This window comes from Candidatus Aminicenantes bacterium (assembly GCA_026393795.1).
In the GTDB taxonomy this organism is placed as follows: Bacteria; Acidobacteriota; Aminicenantia; order UBA2199; family UBA2199; genus UBA2199.
The window spans coordinates 1-19,697 of sequence record JAPKZL010000305.1 but is presented as its reverse complement, the minus strand read 5'-3'; the positions used below and the strand labels follow the sequence as shown (position 1 = coordinate 19,697).

Annotated in this window: 19 protein-coding genes and 2 tRNA genes; 13 read left to right on the top strand and 8 right to left on the bottom strand. The window is 55.1% G+C overall.

Translation table 11 applies throughout. The features are described 5' to 3' along the window. Together NTW95_14995 and NTW95_14990 are read left to right on the top strand one after the other, a co-directional pair. The coding region (locus NTW95_14995; GenBank protein MCX6558713.1) for an FtsX-like permease family protein at positions 1 to 440 on the top strand (440 nt) is incomplete at its 5' end. Continuing rightward, a complete protein-coding gene (locus tag NTW95_14990) occupies positions 433 to 1,182 on the top strand; it encodes an ABC transporter ATP-binding protein (protein MCX6558712.1) in 750 nt (249 codons plus the stop codon). The genes NTW95_14995 and NTW95_14990, both read left to right, overlap by 8 nt. Positions 1,183 to 1,203: 21 nt before the next feature. On the opposite strand, the gene NTW95_14985 is transcribed toward NTW95_14990, so the two are convergent. Next, the gene (locus tag NTW95_14985; GenBank protein ID MCX6558711.1) at positions 1,204 to 1,842 is read right to left on the bottom strand and encodes a PKD domain-containing protein; all 639 of its coding nucleotides are present in this window, start codon (positions 1,840 to 1,842) and stop codon (positions 1,204 to 1,206) included. Between the two features lie 197 nt (positions 1,843 to 2,039). Here NTW95_14985 and NTW95_14980 point away from each other — a divergent pair, with 197 nt between their 5' ends. Together NTW95_14980 and NTW95_14975 are read left to right on the top strand one after the other, a co-directional pair. After that, on the top strand, positions 2,040 to 3,323 hold the full coding sequence (locus NTW95_14980) for a 4Fe-4S dicluster domain-containing protein (protein ID MCX6558710.1): 1,284 nt from the start codon (positions 2,040 to 2,042) through the stop codon (positions 3,321 to 3,323). Positions 3,324 to 3,393: 70 nt separating this feature from the next. Beyond that, positions 3,394 to 4,140, top strand: a complete 747-nt coding sequence (locus NTW95_14975) for an FKBP-type peptidyl-prolyl cis-trans isomerase (protein ID MCX6558709.1) — start codon at positions 3,394 to 3,396, stop codon at positions 4,138 to 4,140. Between the two features lie 167 nt (positions 4,141 to 4,307). On the opposite strand, the gene NTW95_14970 is transcribed toward NTW95_14975, so the two are convergent. After that, positions 4,308 to 4,538: a flagellar FlbD family protein gene (locus NTW95_14970; GenBank protein MCX6558708.1), complete on the bottom strand. Its 231-nt coding sequence runs from the start codon at positions 4,536 to 4,538 to the stop codon at positions 4,308 to 4,310. A 239-nt stretch (positions 4,539 to 4,777) separates the two neighbouring features. Between NTW95_14970 and NTW95_14965 the strand changes: the two genes are divergently transcribed. Next, on the top strand, positions 4,778 to 5,566 hold the full coding sequence (locus NTW95_14965) for a class I SAM-dependent methyltransferase (GenBank protein MCX6558707.1): 789 nt from the start codon (positions 4,778 to 4,780) through the stop codon (positions 5,564 to 5,566). On the opposite strand, the gene NTW95_14960 is transcribed toward NTW95_14965, so the two are convergent. Further along, positions 5,563 to 7,383 carry a protein kinase gene (locus tag NTW95_14960; GenBank protein MCX6558706.1) on the bottom strand — a complete coding sequence of 607 codons (1,821 nt, stop codon included), beginning with the start codon at positions 7,381 to 7,383 and terminating at the stop codon, positions 5,563 to 5,565. The genes NTW95_14965 and NTW95_14960 overlap by 4 nt on opposite strands. A 272-nt stretch (positions 7,384 to 7,655) precedes the next feature. Here NTW95_14960 and NTW95_14955 point away from each other — a divergent pair, with 272 nt between their 5' ends. The 5 genes from NTW95_14955 (at position 7,656) to NTW95_14935 (ending at position 10,173) form a co-directional block, all read left to right on the top strand. Beyond that, positions 7,656 to 8,882: a TlpA disulfide reductase family protein gene (locus tag NTW95_14955; protein ID MCX6558705.1), complete on the top strand. Its 1,227-nt coding sequence runs from the start codon at positions 7,656 to 7,658 to the stop codon at positions 8,880 to 8,882. After that, positions 8,882 to 9,187: a thioredoxin family protein gene (locus NTW95_14950; GenBank protein ID MCX6558704.1), complete on the top strand. Its 306-nt coding sequence runs from the start codon at positions 8,882 to 8,884 to the stop codon at positions 9,185 to 9,187. Before NTW95_14955 ends, NTW95_14950 begins: the two co-directional genes overlap by 1 nt. 75 nt (positions 9,188 to 9,262) lie before the next feature. Beyond that, positions 9,263 to 9,931 (top strand): hypothetical protein, encoded by a 669-nt coding sequence (locus NTW95_14945; protein MCX6558703.1) that lies wholly within the window; start codon positions 9,263 to 9,265, stop codon positions 9,929 to 9,931. A 91-nt stretch (positions 9,932 to 10,022) separates the two neighbouring features. Further along, positions 10,023 to 10,095: transfer RNA gene (locus tag NTW95_14940), tRNA-Lys, on the top strand. 6 nt (positions 10,096 to 10,101) lie between these two features. After that, positions 10,102 to 10,173: transfer RNA gene (locus tag NTW95_14935), tRNA-Glu, on the top strand. A gap of 25 nt (positions 10,174 to 10,198) precedes the next feature. Here NTW95_14935 and NTW95_14930 read toward each other — a convergent pair. From NTW95_14930 to NTW95_14910, 5 genes are all read right to left on the bottom strand, one after another. Next, positions 10,199 to 11,302: an NUDIX domain-containing protein gene (locus tag NTW95_14930; GenBank protein MCX6558702.1), complete on the bottom strand. Its 1,104-nt coding sequence runs from the start codon at positions 11,300 to 11,302 to the stop codon at positions 10,199 to 10,201. Then, on the bottom strand, positions 11,299 to 12,276 hold the full coding sequence (gene rfaE1, locus NTW95_14925; GenBank protein ID MCX6558701.1) for a D-glycero-beta-D-manno-heptose-7-phosphate kinase: 978 nt from the start codon (positions 12,274 to 12,276) through the stop codon (positions 11,299 to 11,301). Before rfaE1 ends, NTW95_14930 begins: the two co-directional genes overlap by 4 nt. Next, the gene (locus NTW95_14920; protein MCX6558700.1) at positions 12,251 to 13,453 is read right to left on the bottom strand and encodes an O-antigen ligase family protein; all 1,203 of its coding nucleotides are present in this window, start codon (positions 13,451 to 13,453) and stop codon (positions 12,251 to 12,253) included. Before NTW95_14920 ends, rfaE1 begins: the two co-directional genes overlap by 26 nt. After that, positions 13,428 to 14,453: a glycosyltransferase family 9 protein gene (locus tag NTW95_14915; protein ID MCX6558699.1), complete on the bottom strand. Its 1,026-nt coding sequence runs from the start codon at positions 14,451 to 14,453 to the stop codon at positions 13,428 to 13,430. The genes NTW95_14920 and NTW95_14915 overlap by 26 nt, the downstream gene beginning before the upstream one ends. Before the next feature lie 296 nt (positions 14,454 to 14,749). After that, the gene (locus tag NTW95_14910; protein ID MCX6558698.1) at positions 14,750 to 16,723 is read right to left on the bottom strand and encodes a M23 family metallopeptidase; all 1,974 of its coding nucleotides are present in this window, start codon (positions 16,721 to 16,723) and stop codon (positions 14,750 to 14,752) included. A gap of 135 nt (positions 16,724 to 16,858) precedes the next feature. On the opposite strand from NTW95_14910, the gene NTW95_14905 reads away from it, so the two are divergent. From NTW95_14905 to NTW95_14895, 3 genes are all read left to right on the top strand, one after another. After that, on the top strand, positions 16,859 to 17,077 hold the full coding sequence (locus NTW95_14905) for a hypothetical protein (protein MCX6558697.1): 219 nt from the start codon (positions 16,859 to 16,861) through the stop codon (positions 17,075 to 17,077). 178 nt (positions 17,078 to 17,255) lie between these two features. Beyond that, positions 17,256 to 18,461, top strand: a complete 1,206-nt coding sequence (locus NTW95_14900) for an SAM-dependent methyltransferase (protein MCX6558696.1) — start codon at positions 17,256 to 17,258, stop codon at positions 18,459 to 18,461. A 209-nt stretch (positions 18,462 to 18,670) separates the two neighbouring features. Then, the gene (locus NTW95_14895; protein MCX6558695.1) at positions 18,671 to 19,648 is read left to right on the top strand and encodes a PDZ domain-containing protein; all 978 of its coding nucleotides are present in this window, start codon (positions 18,671 to 18,673) and stop codon (positions 19,646 to 19,648) included. The last annotated feature ends 49 nt before the right edge of the window (positions 19,649 to 19,697 follow it).

The window sequence follows — 19,697 nt, the reverse complement described above, 5'->3', positions numbered from 1 at the left end:
TGGAATCATGGCAGGAAAAGAACCGCGAGCTGCTCACCGCCCTGCGCTCGCAGAGCACCTCTTCGGTCACCATCCAGTTCTTTGTCATCGTCAGCATCTCCCTGGGCATCGCCAGCGTCCTGGGCATCGCCGCCGTGCAGAAGCAACGGCAGCTGGGCATACTGAAGGCCATGGGCACGACCAACCGCAGCGCTTCAAAAATATTCGTTATCCAGGGCTTTTTGCTGGGCAGCGTGGGTTCCGTTCTCGGCGTGGCCTTCGGCTTGCTGCTGTCTTACGGCTTTGTGACCGGGACAAAAGTGGCTTTCGGCTTCGAGATCAATGCCGGGACGCTTTTGACCCCTATCATCCTTGCCTTGCTGGCTTCGGTCATCGCCTCCACCATACCGGCCAGAAGGGCGGCGAAGCTCTCCCCTATCGAGGTGATCCGCAATGGCTGACATCATTCTCAAGACCAAGCATCTTAAAAAAACATACTTCGGCAAGGTCGATACCCCGGTTCTCTTTGATATTAATATCGAGATCGTCAGGGGCAGTTTTACCGCCCTGATCGGGCCGTCCGGCTCCGGGAAAAGCACGCTACTCAATTGTCTGGGGCTGCTGGACCCACAGACCTCGGGTGAAATCGATTTTGACGGCAGGCTCATCACTTCGCAAAATGTGAACGAGTTGGCCGATTTCCGCAACGCGAACATCGGCTTCATCTTCCAATTCCATTACCTGCTCCCGGAATATAGCGCTTATGAGAATATTTTACTGCCCTGCTGGATACGGGGAGGCAAGCCGGCGCCCGAGACAGGCCGGGAAGCCCTGCGCATCATGGAGCGCATCGGTGTGGAAAAGTTGCAGGATAAATACATTTCGGAACTCTCCGGCGGCCAGCAGCAGCGGGTTTCCATCGCCCGCGCCCTGATCAACAAGCCAAAGCTCATTTTCGCCGATGAGCCGACAGGCAACCTGGACCGCGAGAGCGGATTTTCCGTACTCGGGCTTATGGCTGAACTTAACCATGAAAACAATATAACCATGGTGATGGTCACCCATGACCGGGAGGTGGCTTTAAGGGCCGATTATATCTATGAACTGGTTGACGGCAAGCTATGCAAATACCTGGATGTGGCAAAGATCGGAAAAACAGAAGCGGCCAAGGCGATCGAAGAACGGACCTGCACGATAGATTAGTAATTTTTCCGGCGGTAAGCCTCAAATCACTTCGATCCTAACGTTGATGTTTCCTCCATCGTTGTTGCCATCGAAGACAGTCAATGTGAAATTTCCCGCCTGCGTGAGATTAAGTTCGCCGATATTGACGCCGTTGTTTGACGTTCCCATAGGGGGAAAATAGTCGGAATAGCCGGGTCCTTGGAGATAGCCATAGGGCATCAAGGTGGCGGCGCCGTTGAGGGAAATCCGGATACGGCCGCTCTGGACCGTCTTAAAGACGACGTCTGCAGCACCGCCTCCCGGCCCGACAAAGACACTTCGCTCGATGAAGACCTTGATCGATTGGGCGCAATTTGCGGTCTCTGTACCGCTGGTGACGGTCACTCTGACCGTGAAGTTTCCGATACTGTCGTAGCTATGCCCTGGATTCTGTTGATTGGATGTCTGACCATCGCCAAAATCCCAGGAATAGGAAAAGCTGCCATCTCCGCCGCTGGCATTGCATGAGAATTGAAACGTGACTCCCGTATTGCCCTGCGAGTTGTTCACAGAGCATGTAACAACGATGGGGTCGGTGGTTGTTGGCGATTCCGACTTGCATCCCGCCTGCCCCATGAGTAACAGGAATCCCAGAAAACCGGCAACCAACGAAAACAACAAACATGTTTTTTTACTCATTCCGATTTCCTCCCTTGGAAAGAATGCCTGAATCATTGAAGACACTCGTTCTTTTATGAACAAATTCTATCTACAGATTCCGGTCTTGTCAATATCTTGCAAGAGTCCAATATATTTTATATTCTTACAATGATTCGCCAATAGCCGGCAATCATGATACAGTGGATAAAATTCGATATGAGTGACGAGGGAGCGCCATGGCCCATGTGACCGCCCGTTCGGCATATAAAAAACTGACCGAGCGCATCAACCTTTATCCGCAGGGAGCTCCCCCGGCCGAAACCCTCTTTCGCATCCTGGAACTGCTGTTTTCCGAGACCGAAGCCGCCTTGGTCGCCCAGCTTCCCATCAAGCCTTTCACAGCGAAAAAAGCTGCCCGTTTGTGGCGTAAATCCGAAGCGGAAGCGCGCAATATCCTGGAGACGCTGGCCGGGCGCGGAATTCTGGTGGACTCAACGCCCGAAAACGGTCCGACCGTCTACTTCCTCCCCCCGCCCATGGCTGGATTTTTCGAATTTTCCCTGATGCGCCTGAGAAGCGACATCAACCAGAAACTGCTGGCCGAACTTTTTTACCAGTACCTCAACGTCGAGGAAGACTTCATCAAGGGGCTTTTCTGCAGCGGTGAGACGCAGCTGGGCCGGGTTTTTGTCCATGAGACCGCTTTGAATGCTGAAAATTCACTGCATGTTTTGGATTACGAACGGGCATCAGAGATCGTTAAGACCGCCCACCATATCAGCGTCGGCATCTGCTACTGCCGGCACAAGATGGAGCATGTCGGCCGGGCCTGCGCCGCCGCGCAGGACATCTGCCTGACCTTCAACAACACGGCCGCTTTCCTTACCCGCCGCCACATTGCCCGGGCCATCGACGCGGCCGAGGGGCTCGACCTGCTGCAGCAGGCCCGGGCCGAGCACCTGGTGCAGTTCGGCGAAAATAACCGCCGCTCGGTAAACTTCATCTGCAACTGCTGCGGCTGCTGCTGCGAGGCGATGATCGCCGCCCGCCGCTTCGGCTTCCTGCACCCGGTCCATACGAGCAACTTCATCCCGGTCATCGATGAACATTCATGCACGGGTTGCGGTAAATGCGTGGAAGCCTGCCCGGTCGAGGTTTTGGGACTGGTCACGGCCAACGATCCCAAGCGCCCGAAAAGGAAGATCGCCCGGTTGAACAAGGACCTGTGCCTCGGCTGTGCCGTCTGCGTGGCCGCCTGCTCCAGCGGCCGCATCAGCCTCGAATCGCGACCGCGGCGGGTGATCACCCCCCTCGACTCGACCCACCGGGCCGTGGTCATGGCCATTGAGCGGGGCAAGCTGCAAAACCTGATCTTCGATGTCCAGGCCCATTGGAACCACCGGGCCATGGCCGCCATCCTCGGGGTCATCCTGAGACTGCCGCCGCTGAAGCAGGTTCTGGCCAGCCGGCAGATGAAATCGCGCTACCTGGAATTTCTGCTGGAAAAGCTGAAGTATTGAAGCGGAGACGGTTGTTGTTTTTCGGGCGCGGTTCTGGTATATTGGCCTTTAGAAAAAAAAGGAGACGCAAATGAAAAAGACTCATATTCTCACTTTCATCCTTCTGCTGATGCTTTTCGCCGCTTGCGGCAAAGCCGCCAGCGAATCGGCCGCTAAACCGCTCAAGGCGGGAGACCTGGATAATCAAAAAAAGAAAGTCAGCTATGCCATCGGCCTGGATATCGGCAAGAATTTCAAGGAACGGGCGCTGGACGTTGACCTGGAAATCCTGATCCAGGGGCTGCGCGACGCCCAGGGGAGCGGCCAGCCGCTGCTCAGCAGCGAAGAGATCCAGAAGGTCATGACCCAGTTCCAGCAGGATATGATGAAAGTCGAGCAGGAAAAGAGAACGGGCCAAGCACAGATCAACAAGGCCAAGGAAGAGGCGTTCTTGAAGGAAAACGCCCAAAAGCCCGGCGTCAAGGTCACCGCCAGCGGCCTGCAGTACAAAGTGCTCAGTAAGGGCTCCGGCCCGCTGCCCAAGGTCACCGATACGGTCAAGGTCCACTACCGCGGCACCCTGCTCGACGGTACTGAATTCGACAGCTCCTACAAACGCAATCAACCGGCCGTCTTCCCGCTCAACGGCGTGATCAAGGGCTGGACGGAAGCCCTGCAGTTGATGAAGGTGGGCTCCAAGTGGCAGATATTCCTCCCCTCCAGCCTGGCTTACGGGGAGCAGGGCGCCGGCCAGGTCATCCCGCCCAACGCCACCCTGATCTTCGACGTCGAGTTGCTCGGCATCGAGAAAACGGAGACCGCCGCGCCGAAAAAATGAACTGAGCCAGACAACAGGCTTTCTCCCGGAAGCGGAACTGCTCCTTCCCTATTACCTCTGGTCAGCTTCGTTTCCGCGTTGAAAATTTCAATTTTTTTTCTGAATTGTAGAATTTAGATTCGCAAGCTCCGCGGTGGCGCGTTGACCGCGCTTCGTCAACTCGCGGGTCAGCCGTTCCGGTCGGGGTTTCCTTTCTCCGGATCGTATTCGCGATTCTCGTCCTCGCTTCCCTTGCGCGAGGCCCTGATCTTGGTCAGCACGTCGGTCAGCGTGTTCTTCACTTCGACTTTCTCGCCGCTGAGCAGGGAAATGACCGTTCCAGGGGTCGAATCCACCTGGCTGATCAAGTCGACATTCAGCAGAAATTCGGTCCCGTCAAGACGAAATAGCCTGATCATTCCTCCATGCCTCCGTTTTTAGCCAGAACTTTTGTCGATTCATAAGAAAGATAGGGAAATCATAGCATTTTTCAACGAATTAGACAATTTTTTCAATCCCAATCAACTATATTTGCATGTCCATCGCAGATTTGAACTTTTTCAGGCTTCACTATTCCGTTTGCCAGACCCGGCAAGATATCCCCCCTGCCCCCCTTAACAAGGGGGGGATAAGGGTGGATCAAGATCATCATGTGAAAATGATGTCGTTTGACTTTTACGGCTGCCGCCGCTATAGTTGCGCCATGGATGCCAGGAAATTCCATGCCCATTACCTCTTGCAGGCGGAGTGGCTGGCCCCGTCCCGGCATTTTCTCTACCGCAAGATCTCCCTGGCCAGCCACGAGCGCATCCTCGACCTCGGATGCGGCAGCGGCGTGATCACTGCCGAGGTCGCTGCCATTTGCGGCCGGCCGATATTGGGAGTCGACCGTGACCCGGTTATGGCCGCCTTTGCCCAGGCGGAATATCCCGAAAACAGTTTTCTGGCCGCGGATGAAAACGACCTGCTGAAACAGGGACAGCACATTGATCTGATCCTGCTGTCCTTTGTCCTGATGTGGCAGGCCAAGCCGGAACAATTTTTGAAAAAATTGAATGGGCTGCTGTCGGACAAAGGCATCCTGCTATTTTTGGCCGAACCCGATTACGGCGGCCGCATCGATTTTCCCGCCGATCTGGACTTTTTGAAGGAAATCTTCACCGGCCATATTCTCGGCCAGCACGGCGACCCCTACATCGGCAGAAAACTAAAATTCCTATTGGAAAAATCGGGCTGGCAAGCGGAAGTCGGTTTGGCCAGCCATCTGCATTTTCCGGTCGACTACGACCCCGGCCGCTGGGAGGAGGAATGGCGTTTCTGGCAGGATCTGGCCGGCTTGCCGCCGCGGACCTTGAAAAAAATCCTGGAGTGCGAAAATAAAGCCTTCCGCACGCGGCAGCGGCTGGTCCTTTTCCCGGTCTTTTACGCGATCGCCCGCAATCCCTAAAGAGCGAATTTGACCGCGACGGTCAGCCAGACCTTGACCTTGACGTTGTCCTTCAGCGCCGGAGAATATTTCCACTTGTAAAGTGTAGCTTCCACAATCGCTAGGATATCGGCCGCCACATTACCGGTCACCATTCTAATTTTCGTGACATCGCCGTTTTCATCGACAAGGATCTGGGTCACGATGTTCATCGTCTTGCCCCGATACTTGTTTTTTAAAGAAGCGTTGACCGCCGGCGAATTTCCCGAAATCTTCATCGGCTGGACCGAGACGTCGTTCAAAGACACTTGCGTCCCTTCCTTGACCCTGGCCGCTTCGACTCGTTTCCGTTCGGTTTCCTGCTGCTTGAGAGCCTCTTCTTCCTTCTTCTTTTGCTCGTCCAGGGCTTTTTTGGCGTCCAGGTCTTTCTGGGCCTGCTCGGCTTCCGCCAACTTGCGGGCGTCATCTTCTGCCTTCATCTGGGCCAGCTCGTCGGCTTTTTTCTTTTTCAGCTCATCCAGGCGCTGTTTTTCAAGTTCCAGGGCCTTCTTCTGAGCTTCGGTCGCCGTGGCCGCCAGCGTCTCCAATTGCTTGATCTTTTCATTCTGGATCTTGATGAGGTTGGCGAGCTCATTCTGCTGGTTCTGTCTTTGCATATCATCGGCCTTGGCCTTCTCTGCGGTCAGCTGCTCGGTTTTCTTGGCCTGACTCATGAACATGTAGCCGACGCCCGCGCCGCTGAGGACCAGCGCCGCGACGAGGATCCACACCCAGGAGGGAATTTTCTTGCGCTTGTCCAGTTCATCCAGAATGCCGCTGACCAGGTCCTCGCGCTTGACCGCGGCGCTGGGCGGCGGTTCCTTCTTGGGCTCGGGGACGACGTAAGCCAGTTCCTGCTTGCTGATCCTTTCCTCATCTTCGATGGTTTCGCCGTAGAGCGAATTCATGAAATAGGCCAGGTTGAAGGTGATGGAAGACAGCTCCTCGATATGAAAATAATTGGCGATGAAATCCTTGAGTTCCTTGATGGTCAGGAATCGTTTCAGCGGATTGGGGTTGAGGGTTTTCTTGAAGAAGGTGATCAGATGGGTCAGGAAATTCTTGTCGGTGGAGGGAATCAGGTGGCTGAAGGTCAAATTGTTGAACTTGGCTTCAAAATCCTCTCCCGGCATGCAGGAGAAATACTTGCCCATCAGGATGCGGTACATCAGGTAGCCCAGATGGTAGATGTCGGACTGTGAGACTATTTTTTCTCTGCGCAGAAATTCGGGAGTCAGCCAGGACCCGTAGCGTTTTTCGATTTCCGAAAAGAGCGCCTCGTTCCGTTCTAGGTATTGGAAGATGCCGTAGTTTTTCAGGGCGATCTTGCCGTCGAAGTGGACGAGGATATTGTCCGGGGTGAGGAAGCCGTGGAACGATTTTTCGCCGCTGACGATGATCGATGACCCCAGCTCGATGATGTCGGCAATGGCCACGCACAGCGACATGGCCAGGTCAAAATTGATCGAGAGGCCTCTCTTTTCGGCGTCATTGAGCATTTGCTCGATGTTTCTTCCCTTGAACTGCTCGAAAACCAGCTGGCACTGCTTGTCATAGATATTTATTTTTTCAGGAGAATACAGGAAAGGGATGTTGGATTTCTTTATCCCCTCCAGGAGTATTTTAACCCGCTTCCAAATTTCGGGGTGGTTATAAATGGAGGTGCTGACCTCGCAGATGACCTTATGGCTGACCGGCTTGCGGTTCACGATCGCGGCCCCGTGGTAGTTCATCCCCATGGTGTCGGAAAACATTTCCCGGAAATACAGGTAATCGTTCGCTACCTTATATTCTTTCATGTTTACCTCGCTGATAAATTTTGGTCCACATATATATATAAAAAAAAAAAGGTAAATGCAATAGTAAGAACCTTAAAATAAATTGTCAAGATTTTTTGCGCAGCCAATTTATTTTTAAAGGTTCTTATCCCCCCGTGCCGGGGACTTCGCAGCCTTGCTGGGTCAATAAAATTTTTTTGCCCGGAACGCGGCCGGCCCATTTGAAAATCGAGATCGGCTGTGATAAAATTCCCCTGTCCAGGACGGTTTTTTCGAAGCGTCAAGGAGAAATCATGGCAAACAAAATAGGAGCGGCGGCGCTGCTGCTGCTGACTCTGTCTTTTTGCCATTCCAGGTCGGCACTGGAAGAATCGAGGCAAATGGCCACGGCCTACGCCGAATGCACAGCCAAGTACGACCGCCGCAGCCAGGAATTAGATCGCGACATGAAAAATACCCGCCCCGGCCGCGAGCTGGACAAGATGATTGCCGCCTATGCCAGCCTCCAGGCCGAAAAAAAAGCGGCATTGTCCGCCCTGCTCAGGGAAAACGAGGGCCGCGCCGGCAGCGATCAGCTCGACCTGTTGCGCAGCAAGATCATGATCGAGGTCGGCCGCTTCGCCGACGCCGAAAAAATCATCGACCGGTTGAGCCAGGCCCGATCCGAATTGGCGGTCGAAGCCAAGCTGCAGCACGTGATCATCGACCTGGTCCGGCGCCGCAACGGCGAAGCGGAGAACCTGTTCAGGGAGATCGAACCGGGTTTGAAAAAAGATATCCAGTTTTACACTATTTTCCTGGCCCTGGCCTTTTCGAGTCCGCAACCGACGGTCAGGGAGGAATATTCACTGAAATTCCTGGCCAGCCCCGGCTTGCCCGCCACCCTGCTTCCATATAAACCCAGGGTCTACGCCAACCTTGCGGCCCTGGCCAGGGATAAGCATCAGCCGGAGAAAGCCAGGGATTACCTGGAAAAAGCCATGGCGATCAACAGCGACCCCGACCTGCAGGCCAGCTTGCAGGCGGAATTCAAACAGCTCGCCCTGCTCGGCCAGCCGGCGCCCCCCCTGCAAGCCGAAACCTGGTTCAATTCCCAGCCGCTGAACCTGGCCAGCCTCAAAGGCCAGGTGGTGGTGATCGATTTCTGGGCCCCGTGGTGCGACCCGTGTCGGGCGGTCATGCCCGCCCTAGTGACCGAGTACCGGCAATGGAAGGATCAAGGCCTGCAGGTCATCGGTTACAGCAGGCTGTACGGCCGCTACAGCGATGACACGATGCAAAGGGAAAAGGTCGGCGCCAGTGAAGAACTGGCCCTGATCAAAGGCTATCTGGACAAGAAAATGATCACCTACCCCGTGGCCGTAGCCGTCGAAGGCCTCAGCTTTGAGACATATGCCGTCAGCGCTATTCCCACCATGGTTTTCATCAACCGCCGCGGCGTCGTGGTCCATATCACGTCGGGGGCCGGCAATACGCGGCAAATTACCGATCAGATCAAATACTTGCTGGCGGAAAAATAATGGAAAAAATCAAATTCGCTGAACTTGAGCAAAAACTGCGCTCCCATTCTTATACCATTCTCGACTTCGGTTCTCCCGGTTGCGCTCCCTGTCAAAAGATCGCCCAGGCCCTGCCGGCCATGCTGGCCGAATTGTCCGGCTTCGACATCGGCGCCTATGAAGTCGACATCACCGTCGAAGCGGCGATCGCCAGCAAGTTCTTCGTTCTCGGCGTACCGACGTTGATCCTGTTCAGGGGCGAGCGGGAAGTCGCCCGCTTTAATTCCCTGCCCAAAAAGGACAAAATCAAGCACCTGCTGTCCTGATAAAAGGACACTTTCAGGCGAAATGCCTCCTTCAAGTTGGCAGCCGAAATGCATTCATCCAGGCAGGAGGTTCAAATGAAACGCACCCTCATTGTCCTGATGGTCATCGGATTTGGAACGGGGATCCTCTTTTCCCAGAGCATTAATCTTAAAATAGGGCTTTTCTCCCCCTCGCTGCGATCGGACCTGTGGGCAGACAACATGGTCAACCTGGCTTTTAATAAAACCGATCTGCTCGATATGTACTACGGGGCCGAATACGAAATTTTTCTCAGCCGCCATGCCTCGTTTTCATTGGAAATCGGCAGTTATACCAAGGATGTCTACACGCAATACAAGGACTACACCGACCAGGATGATCTCCCCATCTTCCAGAACCTGTCGCTGCGCATTACCCCGATCGAAGCGAACATGAAATTTTATCCCCTGGGCCATCGTTACGAATTCTTCCCCTATTTCGGCATCGGGGTCGGCTTGTACGGCTGGACCTATCAGCAATACGGAGACTTCATCATTTTTCCCGATGGCGCCATCGAAGAGGGATTTGCCGAAACAGAAACCTTCAGCGTCGGTTTCAATGCCCGGGTCGGCCTGGTCTTTCGTTTTCTTCCCCGGGTGGGGCTGGCCCTGGAGGCGAAATACCAGTATGTGCGCGGCCAGCTCTCCGGTTATTTCGAAGGCTTCGAGCTGCTGGATCTGGGCGGAATCACCGCCACCATGGGCCTCAATTTCTACCTGCGCTGAGCGGCCGGCGGTATGGCCGACAGCACGCACTGTCACGGCGCGGAGATTGACATACCCGGCCAAATGTGTTACAAATAGGGCGAACCAGGTCGGGCCGTTAGCTCAGTTGGCAGAGCACCGCCCTTTTAAGGCGGGTGTCGTTGGTTCGAATCCAACACGGCTCATGTGATGGCCCGTTCGTCTATCGGTTAGGACATAAGATTTTCAATCTTATAAGAGGGGTTCAATTCCCCTACGGGCTATACGAAATACTTACGAAGGGCGGTTTTACTTACCGCCCTTTTTTTTTGCGCCGCCAAAAAAATGCTCCAGCAGGATGGGGAATTCGAACTCGCAATTCGGCGTCAGCGTGCCCTTCCCTAAGGCGACCTTGATGGCCTTGATGCTCCAAAACTTCCCCTCATCGATCTCTTCCGCATTGAGCCGCCCGGGTTGCTCGCTCCTGGCGACGAACATGTAGACCAGTTCCGATTCGACCGCGCTCTCCCAGAGATAGCGCGCCACGGGCAGGGCTTTGAATTCGGTCAGGCCAAGCTCTTCTTCGGCTTCGCGCCGCAGCGCCGCCTCGATCCCCTCCCCGCTCGTCACGTGGCCGCCGACAGCGGTGTCCCATTTTCCCGGTTGGATTTGCTTGTGCAGAGATCGTTTCTGCAAAAATATCTGATCCCTGGCATTGACGACATGCAAGTGAACCACAGGGTGCAGGAAACCGGGACGCGAATGGCAGACGCTCCGCGGCGCCTTGCCGATGACCTTGCCTTCGTTGTCGACGAGATCGAAGCATTCCTCGTTGGCAAATATTTTTTGCTGCTGGAAGCTTCGCCGCCTGCCGCGGCCCCACTCCGCCAGAAAATAGACTCCGAACAGGATATAGAACAATCCGCCGGAAATGAACCCCCAGACGCGCAGCGGCAGGGCGAACGCAGCGTAGACGATCAGAATGGTATGGCCCAGCATGATGACCAGCAAAGCCTTCATGCCGCGCGCCATCGCCCGGACCTGCTCCCCTCCCATCTCCATGCCCTTGAGGTAGCGGCGGGACATGGCCAGCACGATGTTCAGCGGCGAGTAGATCGATATCCCCAGAAGGAGGCAAAAGACCAGTTCCACCAAAGCCGGCTTCAGTTTAAAAAAAATGTCGTTGTTTAGCAAAAGCGAGATGCCGCCCAGCAAGATGATCAGCAAGGTGTCGACCAGAATGAAGCGGTCCCAAGTCCTTTCTCTGGCATAAGAGACCGCAAGCTCGATGAAGCCCGAAACAACGGCCACGGCAAGACCGACCTTCGTCCCCCACAACGCGTCGGCGGCGATGAAAATGACCAGCGGCAGAAAGCCGGGGGCCAACGTTTTCAGCAGCTGCAGCCGGTTCAATGTCGCTTCTGGATATAGGCGATCCTCGCGCTCAACTCCTCCGGGCTGACTTGCGACGTGCCGATCTTTTCCACCACGATCGAGGCGGCGGCGTTGGCCAGAGCCACCGCTTCGCGCAGGGAGGCCCCGGAGACCAGGGCCAGGGTAAGCACGGCGACCACGGTATCGCCGGCGCCGGTGACGTCGAACACTTCGTGGCTGAAAGCGGGCAGATGGAATATTTTTCCGCCCTTGGCCGCGGCGGTGATGCCGCTGCCGCCCCGGGTGATCAGGGTGAACTGGGTGCGGTACTTGCGGCGGATATGCTGCAGGGCGAGGACGGCGTCGTCATCGGAGCCGATGGTCCTGCCCGACATTTCCTCGGCCTCCTTCAGGTTGGGGGTGATGGCGGTCACGTCGCGATATAAGGCAAAATGGGGCGGCTTGGGATCGACGATGACGGGAATACCGGCGGCGGCGGCCTTTTCCTTCAGCATGGCCATCACCTCGGCGTTCACCGTGCCCTTGGCGTAATCGGAAACGATGATGGCGTCGACCCGGGCCTCGTTCACCCGCGCCCGGAGCTGCTCCATCAGCGCCGGATAGAGGACGATCTTCGCTTCGCGGTCGACGCGGACGATCTGCTGGCGCTGGGAGATGATCCGCGTCTTGGTGATGGTCTGACTCTGCGCATCCTGGATCAGCAAATTCCCGGAACTTTTTATGCGCGCGATCTCGGCGGCAAAACCATCCGCGCCGACGACTCCCAGCAGCAGGGCGCCGGCGCCCAGGCGGTCGATATTGGCCGCGACGTTGCCGGCTCCGCCCAGGCGCAATTCCTCGGAGCTGACCCGGACCACCGGCACCGGCGCTTCCGGTGAAATGCGTTCGACCTGACCGAAAACATAGCGGTCGAGGATGATGTCGCCGTAGACCAGGATCTTCTTTTCAGGGAAACGGGAACAGATCTCATGGATTCGTTTTGGAATGAACATGGTTCTCCCCTTTCAGGCTTAGGAAAGGCAGGCTTAAAAAATAAAACAACAAGAACTTGATCTCGCTGTCGCCGAAATTGTACTCGAACATGCCGGCGATCAGAAAGCCGATGAACGCAAAGAGGACGCCGGCGGTGATGGCGCGCCATTCTCCCGTCCGGGAGCGGAGCATCCGCAACAACTGCAGGATGATGGCCAGGCAGGCCAGCAGGAAACTGGCAAGGGCAAAGAGACCGCGCTCGGCCAGAATCTGCAAAAAATTATTGTGCAGGTGCATGTAGATTCTATCGGCCTGCGGATGGCGGTAGCGCGTCTCGTTGCCGGCGATGGCTTTTTCGATATTGCCGCTCCCCACCCCGGTCCAGGGGCGGTCCTGGAACAGGCGCACCCCCGAATAGGCCATGTAGATCCGGTCGCGGTTGGAGCTGTCGTTCAGGTCGACGATGGACAGCACGCGGCTCCTGACCACCGCCGGCGCCAGCAGGACCAGGACCACCAGCACCGGCGCCAGCGCCAGGGCGTGGCGGGGTTTGAAAAAAACAATAAAGAGCGCCAGGGAAGCGACGATGCCCAGCCAGACATTGCGGGTCAACGAGAAGGCGATGGCGGCCAGCATGACCAGCAGCGCGCCGGAAAAGGTGAGCGCCCGCTTCGTCTTACGCTCCAGCAGAATCAGCAGCACGAAATAGAAGATGAAGGGAAACAGCAGCAGGCCGGCATAGGTCATCCAGTGCGAGGTGAATCCGCGCAAACGATCCGCGAGCAGAACCCCCTTGCCGAAGCCTTTGGCCAAGACGGTGCCGATCCCCACCAGCGACGAAAATACCGCCGCACCCAGCACGGTCCATATGGAAAGCCAAACCCGCTTCCAGGAATCGAGCAGCCAGAGATAGAACGGGATCAGCAGGAAGATGAGCAGCTCCTTGTTGTCGCGAATGCTGACGGCGCGGTCAACCGAGAACACGGTGGCCAAAAGGGTGAAGAAGACATAGGCGGCGAAAAAATAACAGTAAAAAGGCAGCTTGGGAAATTCGCCGCCGCGCAGCAGGTGGAGCAGGAATATCAGCAGGATGACCGTCAGCAGGACATAGCAGCCGGCGATGGATATATCGATCAGAAAAAGAAATGCCAGCAGCAGGGCGAAGGCCAGGCTATTTAAGGAACTTGTCGAGCGCATCACGAACCTTTTCGACAGCGATATTCCGCATGCAGGGAATTGTAGCATATTTGCATTTCCTTTGCGAACACGGCCGGCAAGGCATTTTCAGCTGCAGGATATCAACGTTTTCTTTTCTCCATGGGCCGCTGATCTGGGGCAGGTTGGGGCCAAAAAAGCACACCAGCGGCGTTTGGGTCAGGGAAGCGAGGTGCAGGGGTCCCGAATCGGCTCCCAGGTAAACCGCAGCCCCGGCGATCAGCTGCAGCAGTTCGCGGATGGCCAGCCTTCCCGAAAAGTCGAAGACGTGGGGCATTTTGCTCAAACGAACGGCCCGTTGTTTTTCCTCGTCACTGTGGCCGATCAGAAAAACCGGAATTTGCCCGGCGCTCAAGCCGTTGATCAGGGCGGTGAAATTATCCATCCCCCAGTCCCGGAAGTGGTTGCCGGCGCCCAGATGGATGACCACCTTGGGGCCGATCTCCCGGACCGCCTCCAGGCGCTTGGAAGCGGGGAAACGGGAAAAGTCGAGGACGGGAAATGGCGGGGGTTCCCCGGCTGCGATGCCGATCTTTTCCAGCAGCCTGGCCTGGTTCAGGACCGAGTGGGTTGGCGCGGCCGCGTCGCCGCGGGCAAGCATGTCGGTATACGCCCAGTTGCGGTTGGCGGTGCGGTAGCCCACCCGTCTGGCAGCCCCGCTGGCCAAGGTGAACAAAGCGCTGGTCGGGCCCGAATGAAAATCAATTGCCGTCCGGATGCCAAGGTTTTTTGTCTTTTTGCGGAAATTCCAGAAATCGCGCCAGCCCGGTTTGCCGGTAACCGTGATCACGTTGTCGATCAAGGGGATGATTTCGGCCAACTCACGGAACCGTTCTTCGACCACGTAATGTACCCGGCTCTGCGGCCAGCGTTTCTTGAAAATCTGGAGGGCCGGAATGGTGAAAATAATATCTCCGAGAAGACGCAAGCGGACGAAGAGCACATCTTCCTGAATCATGCTGCCGGGCTCAGTGAACGGCATCCGTCCTCCGCTGACGCTCTTTTTTCATTTCGTCAAGATGTGGAATATTTATACAAAACCAAGCCAACAAGGCCGATTTTCGCATTTTTACTTCCGGCTGTCAATCTGGCCTGAAACTGGATTGAAAAGGTTAGACTTCCAGAATCAAGGTCCAATGACTATTTCTGGCAATTGCATTTATTATCGGCATTTCCAACAGATAAAAAGTATGCAATCCGAGGAAATCCATATTCCATGAGATTTTTTAAAGCAATTGAAACAGATTTCCACAGTCCTTTCACAAAAAACGCCCAGTCTCAGCGGCAGCGGAAATGGAACGTTTCGACGCTCCGGTTGCCGGCAAAATCGGCCGCCCGAACCAGCAGCTCATTTTCACCACGGCGCGCCGCGGAGCCGCCGGGGTCGATCAGGATATGGCTCCAATCGGGATCGTACTCGCATTCAGCCTTCTGGCCGTTGATGAAGGCCACCACTGTCCGTTCGTCGATCCCCTTGCCCCGGTCGCGCAGGTGAACCACGAGTTTTTCCTGGTCGTCAAGGCGTCGGGCGCGGAAGCTCATCTGCGGAGGATCCACATCGCGCAGGAGGGCGTAAATCCCCCCGGTCAGGACCCGGCAGCTCAGATACCCTTTTTCGGGTGCCTTCTGGGTCTGGATATAACGCCACGTTTTGCTGCTGCCTTGGTACTTGAAAATCCCCAGCTGTTCCTGGCGCGTCTGATCGGGCGGAATTCTGAATTTGAAAAAAACCGTGTCCAAAAAGGTAAAATGGACCGGGGTGACGCTCACCGGGCCGGCCAGCATGGGAAAATCGGCGGACAACTCCATGTTTTCAAGCTGCAACACCGTCGGTTCCAACACGGTTCCGGCGGCAAAATCGGCCAGAAAATCGCCATAGCTGAACTGGCGGGCGCTCCCGTTTTTCAAGACCAGCAACAGGATGTTCTTGTGCAGTTCCTCCACCGCCTGCCGGCCGTCGGAAAGGATGAAGCGCAATTGTACACGCATGTCATCGTTCAAAGGTTTGAAGCAGAAGAAGACCCCGGCGCCGTATTCATTGGCCGCGACCGTCTCCTCCTGATTTCCCTGGCTGATCTTCATTTTGATCCATTCGGGCGGCATGGGAAAATCCTCAACTTTGACGACCACGTCGTCGCGGTTGATGTAGACGGCTAGATCGCCGTCAGCCAGGACCCGGCCGCCGCCCGCATTCAGCTCGTACTCCTTTTGAAAGGCCGCCTCTGGGCTAGCCAGTTTGCGCAGCGGCAGCACGGCAACAGCCTGGTTTTGCTGCCGGTCCTTGACGATCACCCTGATCTCATGGTCACCGGGAGCCAGCAGGCTGAGAGCGGATGCCAACGGCGAATTCTTTTTTTCCAGGGCGAAACCGCTCTGGGAAAACAGCTTGTAAAAATAGACGCCGTTGGCCGAGCCGGCCATGTCATAAAGCATCCCCAGCTGGTTATTGTCGTCCCGGACCAGGCGCTCAAAAACGACCTGGTAATACAGCTGCCCATCCAAGTAGGCTTCCAGGCTGTAGGGGGCCACCTTCTGTCTACCGCCGGCGACGTCATAGGCCTGCAGGGAGAGGTCGAATGGCCCGGTCATTGTCAGCGGCGCGGTCAGCGTGTAAACGGAGTCTTCGTTGCGCAGCTTGAGATAGAATTCCCCAAGGTCATCATTGAGCAGGAAATGGCCGCGGCTGCGCACGATAATGCCCTTCAACCGCGGCGCCGTATCGTCGGCGGGGGGGTTGCCGATCCAGGACAGCGGGTTGAGCGCCCCTTCCTGGGGGTCGCGAATTTCCAGGTGCAAGTGCGGAAAGCCGTAGCCGCTTTCGCCGCTGAAGGCGATCAGTTCGCCCTGGCGCACGGTGATGGGCTCGGGCAAGACGTAGCGGCCGAAGTACTTTTCACCGCTCCGTTCCCGTTCCCGGGCGACCAGAGCCTCGATCCGGTCGCAAAATTTTTCCAGGTGGCCGTAGATCGAGGTATTGCCATCGTTGTGCCTGAGGTAAACGACACTGCCCATTCCGGTCTTGGACACGCTGATTCTTTCGATCACGCCGTCGGCGATGGCGAGCACCGGGTAGCCGGTTCGTTGGAAAGTCCGCAGATCCAACCCGGCATGGAAGTGATTGGCGCGGAATTCCTGGAAAGTGGAGCTGATGCCGTTGGCGATGTCCAGCGGCCAAACGTAGGTTTTCCCGCTTTCCTGGGCTGCCAGCAGCAGCGACCGGATCACTATATAAAAAAGGAGCGCTTTTTTCATTAAGGGACGATTTTATGCCAAAAGCGCCGCGAATACAACCGGTTTGAAAAAGGGGCTAAAATAATATATACTGGTTTTTCAGCAAGCCGGGATTGGTTGTCGCCGGCCCGGCCCGTGACATGAAGAGGTGCAACGGTGAATTTTCTAAAAAGTGCCTTGCCAATGACCATGCTGGCGGTTCTTGTTGTCCTGTGTTTTCCGCTGGCCATTCATGCCTACATCGACCCCGGCACCGGCAGCTATGTGTTTCAAATCATCATCGCCGCCTTCGTGGCCGTGTCGTTCATGGTCAAGGTCTATTGGCACAAGATCAAGGCTTTTTTCCGACGATTGTTCGCTAAAAAAACGCCGTGATGCCATCGGAAGGTCTGGCTGAAAGTTCGTTCCGCGACCCCAGCGGTTTTATTTTCTGGCATCAGGGTTGCGTCCACCGCCAAGTCAACCGCTCGTACCGGTTTTGTTTTTCCTTTGTACCTCTGAAAATTTCAGCACTTATTGCACTTTCTCTTCCCCCCTGTTATCTTTCTTTTTCATGGCGGCGGAGCTGGCCAGGAGCGCGGATGCCTACAAGGTCATCCGGCCGCTTCCCCTGCCGTTCATCTCCTACCCATACGAATGGTCTTTCAGCCAGCTCAAGGACGCGGCCCTGCTGACCCTGGACATACAGAAGACCGCCATGGCCCACGGCATGATCTTGAAAGACGCCAGCGCCTACAACATTCAATTTTGCGAGGGAAAGCCGCTACTCATCGACACCCTGTCGTTTGCCAAATATGTGGAAGGCCAGCCCTGGGTGGCCTACCGCCAGTTCTGCCAGCATTTTCTGGCACCGCTGGCCTTGATGGCCCGTCGCGATGTCCGCCTCAACCAATTGTCCCGTATTTTTCTGGATGGCATCCCCCTGGACCTGGCCAGCCGCATATTGCCATTTGGGACGCGCTTCAAGTTTTCCCTCCTTTCCCATATCCATCTCCACGCCCGTTCACAGAAACATTACCAGGCCAAACCCGTTAAAACCTCTGAGCGCAAGCTAAGCCGTTTTTCATTTATGGCCCTGATCGACAGTTTGCAATCGGCCGTCGCCGGTCTGCGCTGGCAGCCCCGGGGAACCGAATGGGCCGAGTATTACGATCACACCAATTATTCGGATAGCGCCATTGATTTTAAACTGAAATGCGTGGACGATTTTCTAAAGGTGCTGAAGCCGCGCCAGGCATGGGATATCGGCGCCAATACCGGATTGTTCAGCCGGCTGGCATCGGCCCGGCAAATCCCCACCGTTTCGCTGGACATCGACCCGGCCGCGGTGGAAAAAAATTACCTGCAATGCCGCCGCGAAAGAGATCACTTTCTCCTGCCGCTGCTCGGCGACATCACCAACCCCGCTCCCGCCATCGGCTGGGGAAACATGGAGCGGATGTCGCTGCTCGAACGCGGGCCGGCCGATACCGTCCTGGCCCTGGCCCTGGTGCATCACCTGGCCATCGGCAACAACCTGCCCCTGGGCAGGATCGCCGCTTTGTTCGCCACCCTTTGCCGGGCGCTGATCATCGAATTCATCCCCAAGGACGATTCCCAGGTGCAGCGCCTGCTGGCCAGCCGCGAAGATATCTTCCCCGATTACCATGCCCGCGGCTTCGAGGAAGAGTTTGCCCGGTTTTTTTCAATTGAACGCAGCGAAAAAATCGCCCAGTCGGGCCGCATCCTCTATCTGCTAAAAAATAAATCAATGACATAAAACAATTGCTTTTTTATTGCTGCTGCATTACGATGTCCATCAAACAAATCCAGGAAGGGCAAAATGCTAAAAACAAACATCATTTTCGTTGTTTTTCTTGTTTTCATACCTACCCTTTTTATTTATCCACAGAATGTACCAGTCCAAAAAGAAGGCATTATCCCTTTTGAACTGAAAGAAATTTCATAGTGGATACCGGTGGACTGACAATGCTGAATGATGAAATAGCCAATAAACTCCAATTGAAACGGCTTGGCAATCAAGTAAAAATGAACAGTCTCGCTATCGGAAATTACCGCATCGATTCTATTTTTTGTGTAGCCACCCCCGATTTTTTTAGGAAATTCGAATCAAGCCTGGGCGTCACCATCCATGGTTTGATCGGCTCCGACCTCCTGGATCGTTTTAAAGTCACCATCGACTATCGTAAAAAAACCCTTGTCCTTTCAAATGACACGACTATCACCGGAAACCCGCAAAATGGTTTTCTATTCAAATTTACAAACCACCCCATCAATTTCGCACCGATGCTTAAATGTAAACTGAATGGCAATCTTGAAGTGGAAGCCATGGTTGATACCGGCCAACCATACCCCCTTGTTTTACCGCCAGATATCCTGAACAAACTGGGGCTATCAGAAAAAAATGGCTGGATCAAAGCCAAAGGAAATATCTACCAATGGCCTTTCACAACTTCCCGGGACAATTATTTAGGCCGCGTTGATTCACTAGTCACAGGAAACTTGGCAGCCCGGAATGTCCTTGCCTTTTCGGCGGAACTTCCTTTTATGCTTTCGATTCCCCTTTTGGGCCGGGATTTTCTAATTCCCTATATAACGATTATCAATTATCCCAAAGACGAAATACTGTTCATTCCCCAGACCAAGGCTCCCACATCCATACCAACCAACGAATATTCCATTGGCCTATATCCCCATCTGGACGACAATGGGAAAATCGTTGTTCGCGGAATCTGGACAGCTTCACCAGCCGATAAAGCCGGAATTGCCCCCGGGGATGAGATTGTTGCGCTGAATGGAACCCCCCTCTTCAGCGCCAATCTTTTGGAACTGCTCACCCGACTCAATGACAACGGAATAAAGGAAATAAGCTTGGAAATTAAAAATGCTCAAGGACAACGAGTATTCAATCTCAAGAAAGATAAACTATTGCCCGATTGCCGATGAATTGGTATCGGTTTCGCCTGAAATTGGCCGCTGCTGCAGATAGTCGCGG

Excerpts from the sequence above, each read along its gene's own strand:
- NTW95_14990 (MCX6558712.1), top strand. The coding sequence starts at position 433 with ATGGCTGACATCATTCTCAAGACCAAGCATCTTAAAAAAACATACTTC.
- NTW95_14985 (MCX6558711.1), bottom strand. The coding sequence starts at position 1,842 with ATGAGTAAAAAAACATGTTTGTTGTTTTCGTTGGTTGCCGGTTTTCTG.
- NTW95_14980 (MCX6558710.1), top strand. The coding sequence starts at position 2,040 with ATGGCCCATGTGACCGCCCGTTCGGCATATAAAAAACTGACCGAGCGC.
- NTW95_14975 (MCX6558709.1), top strand. The coding sequence starts at position 3,394 with ATGAAAAAGACTCATATTCTCACTTTCATCCTTCTGCTGATGCTTTTC.
- NTW95_14970 (MCX6558708.1), bottom strand. The coding sequence starts at position 4,538 with ATGATCAGGCTATTTCGTCTTGACGGGACCGAATTTCTGCTGAATGTC.
- NTW95_14965 (MCX6558707.1), top strand. The coding sequence starts at position 4,778 with ATGATGTCGTTTGACTTTTACGGCTGCCGCCGCTATAGTTGCGCCATG.
- NTW95_14960 (MCX6558706.1), bottom strand. The coding sequence starts at position 7,383 with ATGAAAGAATATAAGGTAGCGAACGATTACCTGTATTTCCGGGAAATG.
- NTW95_14955 (MCX6558705.1), top strand. The coding sequence starts at position 7,656 with ATGGCAAACAAAATAGGAGCGGCGGCGCTGCTGCTGCTGACTCTGTCT.
- NTW95_14950 (MCX6558704.1), top strand. The coding sequence starts at position 8,882 with ATGGAAAAAATCAAATTCGCTGAACTTGAGCAAAAACTGCGCTCCCAT.
- NTW95_14945 (MCX6558703.1), top strand. The coding sequence starts at position 9,263 with ATGAAACGCACCCTCATTGTCCTGATGGTCATCGGATTTGGAACGGGG.
- rfaE1 (MCX6558701.1), bottom strand. The coding sequence starts at position 12,276 with ATGTTCATTCCAAAACGAATCCATGAGATCTGTTCCCGTTTCCCTGAA.
- NTW95_14920 (MCX6558700.1), bottom strand. The coding sequence starts at position 13,453 with ATGCGCTCGACAAGTTCCTTAAATAGCCTGGCCTTCGCCCTGCTGCTG.
- NTW95_14915 (MCX6558699.1), bottom strand. The coding sequence starts at position 14,453 with ATGCCGTTCACTGAGCCCGGCAGCATGATTCAGGAAGATGTGCTCTTC.
- NTW95_14910 (MCX6558698.1), bottom strand. The coding sequence starts at position 16,723 with ATGAAAAAAGCGCTCCTTTTTTATATAGTGATCCGGTCGCTGCTGCTG.
- NTW95_14900 (MCX6558696.1), top strand. The coding sequence starts at position 17,256 with ATGGCGGCGGAGCTGGCCAGGAGCGCGGATGCCTACAAGGTCATCCGG.
- NTW95_14895 (MCX6558695.1), top strand. The coding sequence starts at position 18,671 with ATGCTGAATGATGAAATAGCCAATAAACTCCAATTGAAACGGCTTGGC.